Origin of the sequence: Micromonospora sp. FIMYZ51, from assembly GCF_038246755.1 — a bacterium.
Lineage (GTDB): Bacteria > Actinomycetota > Actinomycetes > Mycobacteriales > Micromonosporaceae > Micromonospora.
Genome location: NZ_CP134706.1, coordinates 6343281 through 6359166, shown reverse-complemented (window position 1 = coordinate 6359166; position 15886 = coordinate 6343281). Strand labels below are relative to the sequence as shown.

At 71.1% G+C, this 15886-nt stretch carries 14 protein-coding genes and 1 pseudogene; 12 read left to right on the top strand and 3 right to left on the bottom strand.

The window, feature by feature from the left end:
- The first annotated feature begins 18 nt into the window (after positions 1-18).
- Complete coding sequence (locus tag QQG74_RS28570; protein WP_341717748.1) at positions 19-1146, top strand: glycerophosphodiester phosphodiesterase; 1128 nt, start codon at positions 19-21, stop codon at positions 1144-1146.
- Positions 1147-1295: 149 nt separating this feature from the next.
- A complete protein-coding gene (locus QQG74_RS28565; protein WP_341717747.1) occupies positions 1296-2051 on the top strand; it encodes a phage Gp37/Gp68 family protein in 756 nt (251 codons plus the stop codon).
- 21 nt (positions 2052-2072) lie between these two features.
- On the opposite strand, the gene tcmP is transcribed toward QQG74_RS28565, so the two are convergent.
- Positions 2073-3236: a three-Cys-motif partner protein TcmP gene (gene tcmP / locus QQG74_RS28560; protein WP_341717746.1), complete on the bottom strand. Its 1164-nt coding sequence runs from the start codon at positions 3234-3236 to the stop codon at positions 2073-2075.
- 167 nt (positions 3237-3403) lie between these two features.
- Here tcmP and QQG74_RS28555 point away from each other — a divergent pair, with 167 nt between their 5' ends.
- From QQG74_RS28555 to QQG74_RS28525, 7 genes are all read left to right on the top strand, one after another.
- Positions 3404-3865, top strand: a complete 462-nt coding sequence (locus QQG74_RS28555) for a tetratricopeptide repeat protein (protein ID WP_341717745.1) — start codon at positions 3404-3406, stop codon at positions 3863-3865.
- Between the two features lie 105 nt (positions 3866-3970).
- Positions 3971-4177 carry a hypothetical protein gene (locus QQG74_RS28550; protein ID WP_341717744.1) on the top strand — a complete coding sequence of 69 codons (207 nt, stop codon included), beginning with the start codon at positions 3971-3973 and terminating at the stop codon, positions 4175-4177.
- 292 nt (positions 4178-4469) lie between these two features.
- Positions 4470-5675 carry a substrate-binding domain-containing protein gene (locus QQG74_RS28545; protein WP_341717743.1) on the top strand — a complete coding sequence of 402 codons (1206 nt, stop codon included), beginning with the start codon at positions 4470-4472 and terminating at the stop codon, positions 5673-5675.
- A gap of 7 nt (positions 5676-5682) precedes the next feature.
- Positions 5683-6426, top strand: a complete 744-nt coding sequence (locus QQG74_RS28540; RefSeq protein WP_341717742.1) for an ABC transporter ATP-binding protein — start codon at positions 5683-5685, stop codon at positions 6424-6426.
- A gap of 20 nt (positions 6427-6446) precedes the next feature.
- Positions 6447-7211, top strand: coding sequence for an ABC transporter ATP-binding protein (locus QQG74_RS28535; protein ID WP_341721421.1), 765 nt, complete (start codon positions 6447-6449; stop codon positions 7209-7211).
- Positions 7211-8101 (top strand): branched-chain amino acid ABC transporter permease, encoded by an 891-nt coding sequence (locus QQG74_RS28530; RefSeq protein ID WP_341717741.1) that lies wholly within the window; start codon positions 7211-7213, stop codon positions 8099-8101. The genes QQG74_RS28535 and QQG74_RS28530 overlap by 1 nt, the downstream gene beginning before the upstream one ends.
- Complete coding sequence (locus tag QQG74_RS28525; protein WP_341717740.1) at positions 8098-9222, top strand: branched-chain amino acid ABC transporter permease; 1125 nt, start codon at positions 8098-8100, stop codon at positions 9220-9222. Before QQG74_RS28530 ends, QQG74_RS28525 begins: the two co-directional genes overlap by 4 nt.
- A gap of 54 nt (positions 9223-9276) precedes the next feature.
- On the opposite strand, the gene QQG74_RS28520 is transcribed toward QQG74_RS28525, so the two are convergent.
- Positions 9277-10080, bottom strand: coding sequence for a hypothetical protein (locus QQG74_RS28520; RefSeq protein WP_341717739.1), 804 nt, complete (start codon positions 10078-10080; stop codon positions 9277-9279).
- A gap of 200 nt (positions 10081-10280) precedes the next feature.
- Here QQG74_RS28520 and QQG74_RS28515 point away from each other — a divergent pair, with 200 nt between their 5' ends.
- The 3 genes and pseudogenes from QQG74_RS28515 (at position 10281) to QQG74_RS28505 (ending at position 15207) form a co-directional block, all read left to right on the top strand.
- Positions 10281-12473 (top strand): DEAD/DEAH box helicase, encoded by a 2193-nt coding sequence (locus tag QQG74_RS28515; protein ID WP_341717738.1) that lies wholly within the window; start codon positions 10281-10283, stop codon positions 12471-12473.
- Between the two features lie 287 nt (positions 12474-12760).
- A pseudogene (locus tag QQG74_RS28510) lies at positions 12761-14021 on the top strand (IS110 family transposase).
- A 280-nt stretch (positions 14022-14301) separates the two neighbouring features.
- Entirely contained in the window at positions 14302-15207 is a 906-nt protein-coding gene (locus tag QQG74_RS28505; protein WP_341717737.1) for a hypothetical protein, read from the top strand.
- Positions 15208-15444: 237 nt separating this feature from the next.
- On the opposite strand, the gene QQG74_RS28500 is transcribed toward QQG74_RS28505, so the two are convergent.
- Positions 15445-15861, bottom strand: coding sequence for a helix-turn-helix domain-containing protein (locus QQG74_RS28500; protein ID WP_341717736.1), 417 nt, complete (start codon positions 15859-15861; stop codon positions 15445-15447).
- Positions 15862-15886: the final 25 nt, after the last annotated feature.

The following is a 15886-nucleotide window of genomic DNA, read 5'->3' as shown; positions in this document are numbered from 1 at the left end:
TCGACGAAGGAGACCGCGTTGCGACGACGTATTCTTTCCGCCCTCGGCGCTTCGGTGGCCCTGCTCGCCGCCGGTCTGGTCACGCCCGGCGTGGTCGCCTCGGCGAAGCCGACAGGTGGCGCGGATCCGGTCCGGGCCGGCGACCAGCCCGTCGTGATCGGCCACCGGGGCGCGAGTGGCTACCGGCCGGAGCACACGATCGAGGCGTACCAGCTGGCGATCCGGATGGGCGCCGACTACATCGAACCGGACCTGGTCGCGACCGCCGACGGCGTGCTTGTCGCCCGGCACGAGAACGAGATCAGCGGTACGACGGACGTGGCGACCCGGCCCGAGTTCGCCGACCGCCGGACGACGAAGAGCATCGACGGTACCTCGGTGACCGGCTGGTTCACCGAGGACTTCACCCTGGCCGAACTGCGCACGCTGCGGGCCGTCGAGCGGCTGCCGCAGGTACGGGTGACCAACACCGCCTACGATGGGCGGTACCAGGTGCCTACCTTCCAGGAGGTGATCGACCTGGCCCGGACCGAGGGGAAGGCGCGGGGGCGGGTGATCGGGGTGTACCCGGAGACCAAGCACCCCAGCTACTTCGCCTCGATCGGGCTGCCGCTGGAGGAGCCGCTGGTCGAGGTGCTGCGGCGCAACGGTTGGACGAAGCGGTCCGCCCCGGTGATCGTCCAGTCCTTCGAGACGGCGAACCTGCGGCGGCTGGACCGGATGACCGACGTACGGTTGGCCCAGCTGCTGGACGCCGCCGGCCGCCCGTACGACTTCACCGTCTCCGGCGACGCCCGCACCTACCGCGACCTGGCCACGCCGGCCGGTCTGAAGTGGATCGCCAGGTACGCCGACGGAATCGGCGCGCACAAGAACCTGATCGTGCCGCGCGACTCCGCCGGTAGGCTGCTCGCACCGACCACGCTGATCCGCGACGCGCACCGGGAAAAGCTGATCGTGCACGCCTGGACCTTCCGGGCCGAGAACCAGTTCCTGCCGGTCGACTTTCGGCTCGGCACCGACCCGAACGCCCGTGGCGACATCCAGGCCGAGTACGAGCTGTTCTACTCCCTCGGCCTCGACGGCGTCTTCACCGACCACCCGGACACCGCCGTGGCCGCCCGCGCCGGCCTTTCCCGCCGCTGACCCACCGCAATAGACCCACCGGCCCGCCACCCCGCCCAGGGTGGCGGGCCGTTCGATGCGCTGACGGATATGTTCCGACACGCGCGGCGATCCTTCACACACGTACGGTTGTTCGACAGTATTGGCGCTTCGAGCGGGAGGAGAAGCGCGTGGCGGACAAGAGCGCCATCGAGTGGACCGAGGCGACCTGGAATCCCACCACAGGTTGCGATCGCATCTCGACCGGCTGCGACAACTGCTACGCGATGACGCTCGCGAAGCGCTTGAAGGCCATGGGCTCGACGAAGTACCAGACCGACGGCGATCCGCGTACGTCTGGGCCGGGATTCGGTGTGGCCCTGCACCCGGAGGCGCTCGACGTGCCCCGTCGCTGGCGCGAGTCTCGCACGATCTTCGTCAACTCGATGTCCGACCTGTTCCACGCCCGGGTGCCGCTCAGTCACGTGCAGCGGGTGTTCGAAGTCATGCGTGAAACGCCCTGGCATACCTACCAGGTCCTCACCAAACGCGCCGCTCGGCTGGCGAAGCTGGCGCCGCACATCGACTGGCCGCCGAACGTCTGGATGGGCGTGAGCGTCGAAGACGACAGCCAACGGGCTCGCGTCGACCATTTGCGTGCGGTGCCGGCGGTGGTGCGCTTCATCTCGGCCGAGCCGCTGCTGGGCCCGCTGCCGAGCCTCGATCTCGACGGGATCGACTGGTTGATCGCGGGCGGCGAGTCGGGGTCGGGCTGCCGGCCGATGGAACCGGCCTGGGTGGCGGACCTGCGCGACCAGTGCAGCGGCTCCGGTACGGCGTTCTTCTTCAAGCAGTGGGGTGGGCGGACACCGAAGGCAGGTGGCCGAATCCTCGACGGCCGTACCTGGGACGAACTGCCCGAGCCACGCCTACCGGTGCTCGCATAACGACTGATCGGGCGCAGGCGCTCAGAGTCGGCAGATCGACGATTTCCAGAAGTCGCCGATGCCCTTGTGGTCGATCAGGCCGCGCTTGTGCAACGACTTGACGGCGTGCCGAGCATGCCTCTCCCACGCCTGTCCCAGGACGTCCGCGTACACCTCGGACACGTGATCGGCGAGCCGTACCTGCCGCATCTCTTTCAGGAGGCGGAGGATGTTGCCTTCGATGATCGCGGAGATGCGGGGCATGGTCGCTCTGATGTGGCGTTCCCGGTCGAAGGGCGTCATCCCCCCGAAGAGCGTGTCCGGGCCCATCCGGCTGTTGTAGTGCTCCTCCTCCAGATCGAGCCCGGCCTGCCCGAGCGCGTTGACGAAGTGCCAGGCACCGTCGGAATGCGTGGTGAAAAGGGTCAGGACATATTTTGGAGCCAGTTCGGGGCGGGGGCGGACGGGCATGGCGATCGCCTTGAACGCGCTGCCTGCGGTGAGCCGCTTGTCGTACTCAGCGCCGACCCGCAGCGCGATATCGGTCGCGCGTTCGTGATCGTTCTCCCGGCCCACGGTGGCGAAGTGCTCCTGCCACCAGTCGCCACCGAGAAACCTGGTCAGGTGACTGGCCGTCCTGTGATGATCCGGCGCGAGATGGCCGCTGCGGCTACGGGCGGTCTGGACCGCCCGACCCATCCGAGCCACCGCTGACACGCTGAGGTGCAGGAGCACTTCGGTGGGTCGACCGGCTGCCCGGCCGAGCAGCTTCGAGCGCACCAGGTCGAAGTCGAGGGCGAGCCCGAACGGGTCCAGGAACGCGAAGAGGGAGGCACCACGGGCAACGGTCAGCACCTCGGGCAGATGATCTGCGACATCTCCCTGTCGCAGGATGCGCTTGGTCGTGCCGCCCTTCGCCGCGAGCACCTGTTGCAGGTTGGCGAAGTGGTCCGGATTCTGCTCCACGAAGAAGAGCGTCACGTTGCGGAAGTCCCGCACCGTGTCCGCGCAACGAGACAGGAGAAGTGGCGAGCCCGCCTCTTTGCCGTCGTCGTATTCGCCGCGTCCGGCGTAGCCGTCGAGAAAGACGACGGGGTTGCCCTGGCCGGTCTTCGAGGCGAAGACGACCGGGTAGCGCTTGAGGATGCCGTGTTTCAGCACGGCGGCGGCCTTCCGAGTGGCGAAGAACTCCTCGTTCGCGGCCACCGCACCCTCCCTCGCCGCATCACCAAAGGGTGAGGTGACAGTAGCGGAGAGTGTGAATGAATGTAGTTCTCTCGTCCCGCCCGGTGTGTCGCGTCGTCCTGCCCGCTGCTCTCGAAGGCAAGTACGATCGACTTCAGCGTCACGAGCTGAGCCGGGCAGGAGAGCCGATGACCCCCGATGCAACGATGACCCGCATCAATCAAGGAGTGCAGTTGCATCACCACCAAGGCCAGCGGGACGCTGCTCGCGACCTGTTCGCGCAGATCTGGGCTGAGATCGGCGGGGAGCGGGGCGATCCGCTGCACGTTTGCGTTCTCGCCCACTCGATGGCGGATGTGCAGGACGACGTACGCCAGGAGTTGCTCTGGGACCAGCGGGCGCTGGCGGCGGCCGACCTGCTCACCGAAGCCCGGGTAGCCGAGGCCGGCGTGGCGTTGCCGCTGGCTGGCCTGTATCCGTCGCTGCACCTAAACCTGGGCGAGTGCTACCGCAAGCTCGGCGACCTCGACCGGGCGCGCGAGCACCTCCGGCGCGCGGAGGCGGGCATCGGCGCGCTCGGCGACGACGAGTACGGGCGGCTGATCAAGGGCGGCCTCGACCGGCTGACCCGGCAACTGGCTCCCGAGTAGTCACCTACCGTTGTCGCGTTGATCATGAGGTTAGCGGCACTTTGAAGATCAACTACTGCCGCTAACTTCATGATCAACGGTGGAGCAGCGACAGGGTTCCGCTCGGTGCGGCGCGGGATCGACCCGGACGAGGTGTACGCCTACCTGCACCGGGTCGCCGCGGGAACCATGGTCTCCGAGGAGGAGGCTCAGTTCGTACACCACTGGGTGTTCTGCGACCGGCGCAACGCGGGCGGCCGGTGCCCACGCCTGGCCGACCACGACGGACCCTGCCACGCCTCCGGGCGGAGGGCCCGGCCAGGCCGGCGGTGATCGACACCAGATCGGCGGCATGGCGATATCCGGGGGCGGCTGATGCCGCCATGCCGGCGGAACGGAGTTGATCAAGGGGCGTGGGGCATCGACACAGGGGTGGGGGTGGGGGTGGCGGTGGTCGCTGCCGGGAGGCGGTGGGGTGGTCGGCGCGGGCCGGTGTTTGTAAAGGCCGGCCACTCCATCCTGGTTACTTGTGTGTTTCCGCCACATAGCCCGTGGGTGACGTCACTTCTAGCGTGAGCCGACACATAAGGTTTCCTCTCCCTCTGAGTCCTCACGTGGAGTCGCTATGACGGTTCGGACGACACGACGGGTGTTCCTGTCCACCGCCACGATGATGGCCGCGGCGCTCGCGGCCACGGCGTGTGGCAGTCCGCAGGACACTGCCAGCGGCGGTGGCGACAGCGCCGCGCCGGTGAAGGTTGGGCTGGTCTACTCCCAGTCGGGAGCGCTTGCCAGTTACGGAAAGCAGTACATCGAAGGGTTCCGGGCCGGCCTGGACTTCGCCACCAACGGCACCAACAAGGTGGGCGACCGGGCGATCGAGATCACCGAGGTCGACGACGCCGGTGACCCGGCGAAGGCGGTCTCCGCGGCCAAGGACCTGATCGGCAAGGGCAGCAAGATCATTGCTGGCTCGACGGCGTCCGGCGTGGCGCTCCAGGTGGCCCCGATCGCGGCCCAGAACAAGGTGCTCTTCATCTCCGGGCCGGCCGCCACCGACGCGGTGACCGGCGCGAACAAGTACACGTTCCGCTCCGGCCGGCAGTCGTACCAGGACGTGGTGACCGCCCGGTCGTTCATCGGCGACCCGACCGGCAAGAAGGTGGTGGTCTTCGCCCAGGACGGTGCCTTCGGCGACGCCAACGAGGCGGCGGTGAAGGAGGTCATCGGCGGTGCCGGGGCGACCGTCAGCGCGGTCCGGGCACCGGCCAGCGCCACCGAGTTCACCCCGTTCGCCAGCCAGATCAAGGCCGCCAAGCCGGACCTGCTCTTCGTCGCCTGGGCCGGTGCCACCGCCCCGGCGATGTGGCAGACTCTCGACCAGCAGGGGGTGCTGACCTCCACCACGGTCGTCACCGGCCTGGACATCCGCGCCTCCTGGCCCACCTTCGGCGCGGCCGGCAGCAAGATCTCCTTCCTGTCGCACTACTTCGACGGGGCCAGCGACACCGAGGCGGCCAAGGCCGCCAAGGCCAAGGTTCCCGGCGGCACCCTCGACCTGTTCCACCCGGACGGCTTCGCCGCCGCGCAGATGGTGGTCCGGGCCGTGCAGGAGGGCGGCGACGACGTCGACAAGATGGTCGCCGCGCTGGAGGGGTGGAGCTTCGAGGGCGTGAAGGGCACCATGACCATCCGCGCCGAGGACCACGCCCTGCTCCAGCCGATGTACCAGGCGAGCCTGACCGGCAGCGGGGAGAACTTCACCGCCGCCGCGCAGAAGGCGCTCACCGGCGAGGAGAGCGCGCCCCCGGTCCAGGCGATGAAGGGCTGAGGCAAGCATGCTCGCCACCCGCGGTCTGACCTGGCGGATCGGTGAGGTCGCCATCGTCGACTCCGTCCACCTCGACCTGGCGCCCGGGGAGTTCCTCGGCGTGATCGGGCCCAACGGCGCCGGCAAGACCTCACTGTTCAACCTGATCACCGGCCTGCGCCGGGCCACCGAGGGGAAGGTCACCCTGGACGGGCGGGACATCTCCGCCCTGCCGCCGTACCGGCGGGCCCGGCTCGGGTTGGGGCGTACCTTCCAGGCGTCCTCGGTCTTCGGCTCGCTGAGCGTGCGGGAGAACGTCCGGCTCGCCGTGCAGGCGCACCGCGGGGGATCGATGAAGCTGTGGCGGCGGGCGGCGGCCGACCGGGAGGTGGCCGCCGCCGCCGACGCGGCGCTCGACCAGGTCGGCCTGGCCCACCGGGGTACGGCGTTGGCCGGCACCCTCGCCCACGGCGAGAAACGCAAGCTGGAGATCGCGCTGCTGCTGGCCGGCGAACCGAGGGTGATGCTGCTGGACGAGCCGATGGCCGGGGTCAGCGCCGAGGACGTGCCGGAACTGATCCGGGTGATCCGGTCGCTGACCGGCGACAGCGGCCGGTCGGTGCTGATGGTCGAGCACCACATGGACGTGATCCTGGAACTGGCCGACCGGATCGCCGTGATGCACCACGGCGCCCTGCTGGCCTGCGACACCCCGGAGACGGTGATGGCCAACCCGACCGTGCAAGAGGCGTACCTGGGGGAGGAGCTGTGACCGCGAGCAGTGAGCCGGATCTGCGCGCCGCGCAGCCGCGACCGGACGGCGGCTCCGGAACCGAGCCGGTACTCGCCGTGGACGACCTGTCGGTGCGGATCGCCGGGCTGCACATCCTCCAGGGGGTGTCCTTCACGGTGGCGCCGACCGGGGTGACCGTGCTGCTCGGCCGCAACGGCGTCGGCAAGACCACCACCCTGCGCGCGGTGGTCGGCCTGACACCCCGCAACGGCGAGGTCGGCGGCACGGTCCGGATGGGCGACCAGTCGCTGTTGGACCGGCCGACCCACCGCCTGGTCCGCGGCGGGCTCGGCTACGTGCCGGAGGACCGGTGCGTCTTCGCCGGCCTCACCGTCGCGGAGAACCTGCGGCTCGCCGAGCGGCGCGGCAGCACTCCGGCGTACGACCGGGTGTTCGCGCTCTTTCCCGAACTGGACCGACGCTCCCGGCAGCGGGCCGGCTCACTCTCCGGCGGGCAGCAGCAGATGCTCGCCATCGGCCGGGTGCTGCTCAACGACAACCGGCTGTTGCTTGTCGACGAGCCGACCAAGGGGTTGGCGCCGAAGGTGGTGACCGAGGTGGCCGAGGTGCTGGAACGGGTCGCCGAATCCGTGCCGGTGCTGCTGGTCGAGCAGAACCTGGCCGTGGTCCGGCGGCTGGCCCGGGACGCGGTGGTGCTCGCCGCCGGCAAGGTGGCCTGGACCGGCGACGCCCAGGAACTGCTCTCGGCGACCGGGCTGACGAAGTCGCTGCTCGGGGTCGGCTCGGCGGAGGTGCAGCACTAGTGGACGCGATCATCCTGCTCACGCTGACCGGGCTCGGCCTGGCGGCACTGTACTTCCTGGTGGCCTCCGGGCTGTCGCTGGTCTTCGGCCTGGCCGACGTGCTCAACTTCGCGCACGGGCTGTTCCTCGGCGTCGGCGCGTACGCCACCTGGTGGGCGGCCGGGAACCTGCCCGGTGCCGGGGCCGACGGCCTCGGTTTCGTGCTCGCGGTCGCCTTCGGGGTGGCCGCCGGGACGTTGATGGCGGTGCTTGTCGAGCTGGTGCTGATCCGCCCGCTCTACTCCCGCACCATCGAACAGGTGCTGGTCACCGTGGGGCTCTCGCTGGCCGGGGTGGCGCTGTTGCAGGCCACCTGGGGCGCGGACGCCCGACCGTTCCCGCGCCCGGAGTGGACCCGCCAGGTGACCTCGATCCTCGGCGCGCAGGTGCCCAACGGCGGCCTGCTGCTGATCATCGCGGCGGTGCTGGTGCTCGCCGCGATCCTGGCCTTCCTCCAGTGGACCCGCTACGGCCTGATCATCCGGGCCGGGGTGGAGAACCGGGAGATGGTCACCGCGCTGGGCATCGACGTACGCAAGGCGTTCACCCTGGTCTTCGCCATCGGCGGGGCGGCTGCCGCGTTGGCCGGCGCGCTTGGCAGCGTCTACTTCGGCACCGTCTCGCCGCAGCAGGGCGGCTCGCTGCTGATCTTCGCGTTCATCGTGGTGGTCATCGGCGGCATGGGCTCGGTGGTCGGGTCGGCGTACGCGGCGGTCGCGGTCGGGCTGCTGCAACAGTTCGTGAACTACTACGGCACCTCCGGGCTGGGCGACATCTGCGTGGTCGCGCTGCTCGCCGTGGTGCTGCTGCTGCGCCCGCAGGGCATTGCCGGAAAGGCGGCTATCGCATGACCGAGGTCTCCAGCCCCGAGGTTCCCGCGCCCCCGGCGGCGGTGCCGGCCGAGCTGACCCCGGGTCGCGCCTCCCGGCTGCGTCCCTTCCTGCCGCTTGTCGTGCTGGCCGTGGCGCTGATCCTGCCGTACTCGACGCTGCACCTGCCGGGCATCTTCGAGGGCGCGCTGAACTCGCCCGGCACCCTGCAACTGCTCGCCGTCTGCCTGGTCTTCGGCGGTCTGGCGGCCGGCTACGACCTGCTGTTCGGGCGGACCGGGATGCTCTCCTTCGGGCACGCCCTCTACTTCGCCGCCGGGGTGTACGGCACCGACATCCTGATCACCCGGGCCGGGCTGCCGCTCTGGCAGGCCGCGCCGCTGGCGATCGTCGGCGGGACGATCCTCGCCGGCCTGATCGGTGCGGTGGCGTTGCGTACCGTCGGGATCGCCTTCGCCATGGTGACGCTCGCCTTCGCCCAGGTCGGGGCGATCCTGGTGGCCCGCGACTTCGGCGGGCTGACCGGCGGCGAGGAAGGGTTGCCGCTGGACGTCTCCGGACTGCCCGCCGGGCTGGTCGGGGTCACCAACACGGTGAACCTGTACTGGCTGGCCCTGGCCTACCTGGTCGTGGTGGTGCTTGTGGTGCACCGGGTCAGCGGCTCGCCGACCGGGCGGGTGCTGGCCGGGCTGCGCGACGACGAGCGCCGCATCGGGGTGCTCGGGCTGGACCCGTACCGCTTCAAGTTGATCGCCTTCACCCTGGCCGGCGGCCTGGCGGCGGCCGGCGGGGTGGTCTACTGCCTGATCGTCGGCGGCGCCTCGCCGCACATCACAAGCAGTGAGCTGACCCTGTCGCTGCTGGTGATGGTGGTGCTCGGCGGGCCCGGCACCCGCTGGGGGCCGGTGCTTGGCGGCATCCTCTACATGTACCTGGACCACCGGCTGGTGTCGTTCGGCAGCTCCGGCGCGGTGGACGCGCTGCCGGCCTTCCTCAGCCGGCCGCTCTCCGAGCCGCTCTTCGTGCTGGGCACCGTCTTCATCCTGGCGGTCTACTTCTTCCCCGGCGGCCTGGCCAGCCTGGCGCCCCGGCTGGCTCTGCTCCGCAACTCCCTGCGGCTGGGCCCGCGCCGGGAGGGCTGATCGCGTGGCGCGGGCGGGCGGCACAACGGCGTGCCGCCCGCCCGCCGTCTCCGGTCAGCCGTTGAGCATGTCGTACGCCGACTTCGGTGCCGGCTTCGCCTCGTCACCGACGAATGCGACGATCTGCGGGGCGGTGCCGAAGTCGGAGTACTCCACCACGTACTTCGACGCCTTCTGCTTACCGATGGCCGGGATCGCCAGGGTCAGCGAGGTGAGGTTGCCGTCCGGGCCGACGACGGCGGTGAGCGGAATCGGCGCGGTGGCCTTGTCGAGGGGTGCCACGCCCTCCATCGCCTCCACCAGGTCCGGCTGGCTGGAGAAGTCGACCACACCGGTGTACGTCCCGCCCTCGCCGGCCTGGACGTCGGTGGCCGCGCGAATGATCACCTCGGCGTTGCCCGGATCGGTGCCCTCGTACGCGGGCACCGGCTCCGACCCCGCCATCTTGGCCGGGTCCAACTCCATCCAGGTGGTGGGCAGCTTCATCAGCTTCTGGAGGTCCTGCTCGCCCTTGAAGTTCACCTTCATCCAGGTGCGGGTCTCGACGATCCGGAAGGACATCTCCAGGGTGAAGTCCTTCTCCTTGCCGACGACCTGCATCTCCATGCCCCGGTTCACCGGGTCGACCACGCCGGACACGTCGCCCGAGGCGTCGCTCGTGCTGAAGCGGAAGGCCGGGTCGTCGGTGCCCGGCACCGCCGCCAGCAGTTCCTGCTTGGGGTCGGGAGGTGGCGGTGGGGCAGCCTGTGGGCTGGCATCCTTGCCGTCGCAGCCGGCCACCAGAGCCGCCGCCAGCAGGGCGACCGCAGTGGCCGCGAACCGCCGGGTGACGGCGGTGGTGCCGGTTCGCTGAATCATCTCGTCTCTATTCTCCGGGAACGAACGGGAATCCTATGCCAGACTCCGCGCGGTCGCGGGCTGACTCGGTAGGGCGCCGGCTGCGACGCTGGTTGCCGGGGTCGCGGGCTGACTCGGTAGGGCGCCGGCTGCGACGCTGGTTGCCGGGGTCGCGGGCCGACTCGTCCGCCGATGACAGGCCGCGCTGGTAGAAAGGCCGGATGAGCGAGGAAGCGACGGCGGGCCCAGGTTCGGCCGGTTCAGCCGGCCGTGACAGCGTCCGGCAGCGGGCCGAGGCGGTGCTGCGCCGGCTGGCCGGCGACCACGCCCGGCTGCGCGAGGACCAGTGGCGGGCGATCGAGGCGCTTGTGGTCGACCGGCGGCGGGTGCTCTGCGTACAACGCACCGGGTGGGGCAAGTCGGCCGTCTACTTCGTGGCCACCGCGCTGTTGCGCGAACGCGAGGAGCCGAGCGGGCCGACGGTGATCGTGTCGCCGCTGCTGGCGTTGATGCGTAACCAGGTCGAGGCGGCCGGCCGGGCCGGAATCCGGGCCCGGACCATCAACTCGGCAAACCTCGACGAGTGGGCGGAGATCACCGACGAGATCCACGCCGGTTCGGTGGACGTGCTGCTGATCAGCCCCGAACGGCTCAACAATCCGGAGTTCCGCGACGGCGTACTGCCGAAACTGGCCGCGACCACCGGCCTGCTCGTGGTCGACGAGGCGCACTGCGTGTCGGACTGGGGGCACGACTTCCGGCCGGACTACCGCCGGCTGCGTACCTTCCTCGGCAACCTGCCGGAGCAGACCCCGGTGCTGGCCACCACCGCCACCGCCAACGCCCGGGTCACCCGGGACGTGGCCGAGCAACTCGGCACCGAGCCGACCGACCCGACCGTGGCGCGGGCCGACGTGCTGGTGCTGCGCGGCAGTCTGGACCGTGAGTCGCTGCGGTTGGGCGTACTCGAACTGCCCAGCCCGGCGCACCGGCTCGGCTGGCTCGCCGACCACCTGGACCGGCTTCCCGGCTCCGGGATCGTCTACACGCTCACCGTCGCGTCGGCCACCGAGACCGCCGAGTTCCTACGCTCGCGGGGCTGGTCGGTGGCCGCGTACACCGGGCAGGCCGAGGACGCCGACCGGCGCGCGGCCGAGCAGGACCTGCTGGACAACAAGATCAAGGCGTTGGTCGCCACCAGCGCGCTCGGGATGGGCTTCGACAAGCCGGATCTCGGGTTCGTGGTGCACCTTGGCGCGCCACCCTCGCCGATCGCGTACTACCAGCAGGTCGGCCGGGCCGGTCGGGCCGTCGAGCACGCCGAGGTGTTGCTGCTGCCCGGTGCCGAGGACGCCGCCATCTGGCGGTACTTCGCCTCGCTCGCCTTCCCACCCGAGGAGCAGGTACGCGCCGTGCTCGCCGCCCTGCACACCGACCGGCCGCTCTCCACCCAGGCCCTGGAACCCCTGGTCGACCTGCGCCGGGCCCGGTTGGAACTGATGCTCAAGGTGCTCGACGTCGACGGCGCGGTCCGCCGGGTACGCGGCGGCTGGCTCGCCACCGGCGAGCCCTGGGTCTACGACGAGGCCCGGCTGCGCCGCGTCGCCGCCGCCCGCACCGCCGAGCAGCAGGCCATGCTCGGGTACGCGGCGACGACCGGTTGCCGGATGCGTTACCTGCGCGAGTGCCTGGACGACGCGGCGGCGGCCGACTGCGGCCGGTGCGACAGTTGCGCCGAAGCACTGTTCACGCCGGAGGTGTCCACGGCTGCACTGACCGCCGCGCAGAGCTTCCTCGGCCGCCCCGGCGTCCAGATCGCGCCGAAGAAGCTCTGGCCGACCGGGCTGGCGGCGGTCGGCGTACCGCTGAAGGGACGGATCGTCCCGGCCGAGCAGGCGCTGCCCGGCCGCGCGGTCGGCCGGCTCTCCGACCTCGGTTGGGGTGGCCGGCTGCGGAACCTGGTCGGGCCCGGTACGCCGGACGGCCCGGTGCCCGACGACGTGGCCGCCGCCGTCGTCGAGGTGCTCAAGTCCTGGGCGCACGGCGACGACCCGTGGCCCAGCCGCCCGGCCGGTGTGGTCACCATCGACTCGCAGAGCCACCAGGTGCTCATCGGTTCGCTGGCCGAGCGGATCGCCACCGTCGGGCGGCTACCGCTGCTCGGCCAGGTCACCCTGGCCGGGCCGACCGGCGGCGACGCGCCGCGCGGCAACAGCGCCCAACGGGTCCGCACCCTGCACGGCAACCTGGTCGTCGCCGAGGAACTGGCCGACACCCTGGCCGGCCTGGACGGCCCGGTGCTCCTCGTCGACGACCTGGTCGACTCCGGCTGGACCATGACCATGGCGGCCCGCGCGCTCCGCCAAGCCGGCGCCCCCGCCATCCTCCCCCTAACCCTCGCCACCACCTCCTAACCCTGACCCCGGGCTCCCCTTCCCCTCCCCCACCCCTCCCCCAACCCCTCGTTACCTTTTGATCGTCCCCAGCCGGGGACTCCTCGGTCGCCCGGCCCGGTATGACTTCCTGCCCCTGTCGTAGGCATGATCCGGGGGGTGTTGTCGCCGGGTCGGGTGGCGTCGGCGGACCGCTGATAGGGACACGGCCGCCCTGTTTGGGGTTGGTCTCTTCGTAACGTGGGTGCCGGCAGTCCGACGCCTGGACCTGTGGCCGAGGCCACGGACGATGCGTGGAGGCGGGTGTGGTGCACGGCGGATACGGCGTCTACCTCGGGTTGGATGTCGGTAAGGGTGATCATCACGCGGTCGGGTTGGCGCCGGACGGCAAGCGGCTGCACGACGCACCGTTGCCGAACACCGAGGCTCGGCTGAGGCAGTTGTTCGACAAACTCGCCGGCCACGGTCGGGTGCTGGTGGTGGTCGACCAGCCCGCCTCGATCGGCGCCCTGCCGGTCGCGGTGGCTCGGGCATGCGGTCATCAGGTGGCCTACCTGCCCGGCCTGGCGATGCGCCGGATCGCCGATCTGCACCCCGGAAGCGCGAAGACCGACGCCCGCGACGCCTATGTCATCGCTGATGCCGCCCGCACCCTGCCGCACACGCTGCGGCGGGTCGACGTCGGAGATGAGGCTCTGGCCGAGTTGGAGGTCCTCGTCGGCTTCGACGACGACCTCGCTGGCGAGGCCACGCGCGTGTCGAACCGTATCCGGGGACTACTCACCCAGATTCATCCCGCCCTGGAACGGGTTCTCGGCCCGAAGGTGCACCACAAGGCCGTGCTGGAGTTGCTGTCGCGCTGCGGCGGACCGGCCGGACTCCGCAAAGCCGGTCGCCGCAAACTACTCTCGATCGCCGCCGTCCACGCACCCCGCATGGGTGAACGGCTCATCGAACAGCTCATGGCAGCCCTCGACGAACAGACCGTCACCGTCCCCGGCACCCAAGCAGCCGAGACGATCCTGCCCCGTCTCGCCGACAGCCTCCGCGACGTCCTACACCAACGCGACCAAGTCGCCGACCAGGTCGAGAGGATGCTTGATGCACACCCTCTTGCCCCGGTCCTGACATCGATGCCCGGCATCGGCGTCAGGACCGCCGCCCGATCCTGCTCGAAGTCGGCGACGGCACCGCCTTCGCCACCCCGGCCACCTCGCCGCCTACGCCGGCCTCGCCCCCGTCACCCGACGCTCCGGCACCAGCATCCGCGGCGAGCACCCACCCCGAGGCGGCAACAAGAACCTCAAACGCGCGTTCTTCCTCGCCGCGTTCGCATCCCTCGCAGACCCCGTCAGCCGCGCCTACTACGACCGCAAACGCGCCGAAGGTAAACGCCACAACGCCGCCCTCATCTGCCTCGCCCGACGCCGCTGCGACGTCCTATACGCCATGCTCCGCGACAAGATCCCTACCAACCCCGCCCGACCAGCCCCGTCCCCGCTTGACGAAACCCATAGGGACACCCCCACCCTCCCCGCCCCGCCGATCTTGCACTTTCGGTCGGGGTAAAGGGGTGAATGCCTTGTATCGGCGACACAAAGTGCAAGATCGGCGAGGCGGGGCGAGGCGGGGCGAGGCGGGGACGGGGGTGGGGTGGGGACGGGGGCGGGGCGGGGGTGGGGCGGGGGTGGGGCGGGGTGGGGTGGGGAGGGCGGGGGTGGGGGTGGGGAGGGCGGCGGTACGGTGGGGAGCATGGGTGAGCAGGGCCTCGACGGGGTGGCGCTCGGGTCGGTGCGGAGCGCCGAGCGGCCGGCGGCGGGGCCGGCACCGGCCCCGAAGGGGCTCCGCGGTGCCGGATCGGGCCACCGTCCGGCTGGCGCTGGTGGTCGGCGGGCTGGTCCTCGCCGTGCTGCTCGGCTTCGGGCTCGGCCGGATCAACGGCGGTGGGCCGGCGTCGGCGATGGGCGGCTCCGACAGCGCGTTGGCCGACCACACCCATGCGCCCGGTGCCGGCGCACACTCGCACGGCACGGGACAGGCCGAGGCGGCCGAGGCGGGGGGCCTGGCGGTCAGCCGGGACGGCTACACCCTCGCCCCGCGCAGCGGCGACTTCACCGCAGGGCAGGCCGGCGAGCTGCGTTTCCAGATCCGGGACGGGCAACGCCGGGCAGTGACCCGCTTCGCGGTCGTGCACGACAAGCCAATGCATCTGATCGTGGTGCGCCGGGACCTGACCGGTTACCAGCACCTGCATCCGACCATGGCGGCGGACGGGACCTGGTCGGTGCCGCTCACGCTGCCGGAGCCGGGCATCTGGCGGGCGTACGCCGACTTCACGGCGCTCGCCGACGACGGCCGGCAGACGGCCACCACCCTCGGTGTGGACCTGGTCGCACCGGGCCGGTACGTGCCTCGGGCCCTGCCCGCGCCGACGGCCACCGCCACGGTCGACGGGTTCACGGTCGGCTACCAGGGCACCTTCGACCCTGGCCTGACCACCCCGCTGTCGTTCCGGGTCAGCGCGGCGGACGGCACCGTGCCGCCGCTGGAGCACTACCTCGGGGCGTACGGCCACCTCGTCGTGCTGCGCGAGGGGGATCTCGGCTATCTGCACGTGCATCCGGAGCCGGAGCTGGTGGACGGTGCGATCCAGTTCTGGTTGACCACGCCCGGGCCGGGGCGGTACCGCCTCTACCTGGACTTCGCCACCGGCGGCGAGGTGCGGACCGCCGAGTTCACCGTCACCGTGCCGTAGCCCAGTCAGCGCAGCAGAGCCCCGGCCCGGCCAGCCCGGGCCAGCTCAGCCCCGGCCCGCCCAGCCCAGCCCAGCCCCGGCCCAGCCCCGGCCGGCCCAGCCCAGCCCCGGCCCAGCCCAGCCCAGGCCGGCCCAGCCCAGCCCCGGCCCAGCCCCGGCCCAGCCCAGCCCCGGCCGGCCCAGCCCAGCCCCGGCCAGCCAGCCCAGCCCCGGCCAGCCCCGGGCCAGCTCAGCTGGTCAGCCGGCGCGGCGGATCGGGCGGCGGGCGAGGTAGCGCAGCAGGTCGCGGATGTGATGCTTCTCCTCGGCCGGCACGGTCGGATCCGCCAGCCGTTGCAGGATCACCCGAACGTCCGCTTCGACCGGGCTGTCGTCGCCACGCCGCAGCGGCCCTGCCCCGGCGTCGGGCAGGCCGAGCGCGCGGAAGGCGGCGGCCACCGGCAGCTCCAGCGCGGCACAGAAGCCGCGGACCTTGGCCAGCTCGGGATAGTCGTGCCAGTCGCCGGCGAGCCAGCGGAAGACGGTGGAACGACCGACACCGGTGTGCGTCGCCAGGTCGCTGACCGTCCAGCCACGCTCTTCACGGGCCTCGTCGATGGCCTGGCGCACGAAGCGCGCGAATGCCATCTGTGGCGAAACCTCTGCCGATCCCATCCGGTGGGTGTTACCTCCCGACCGG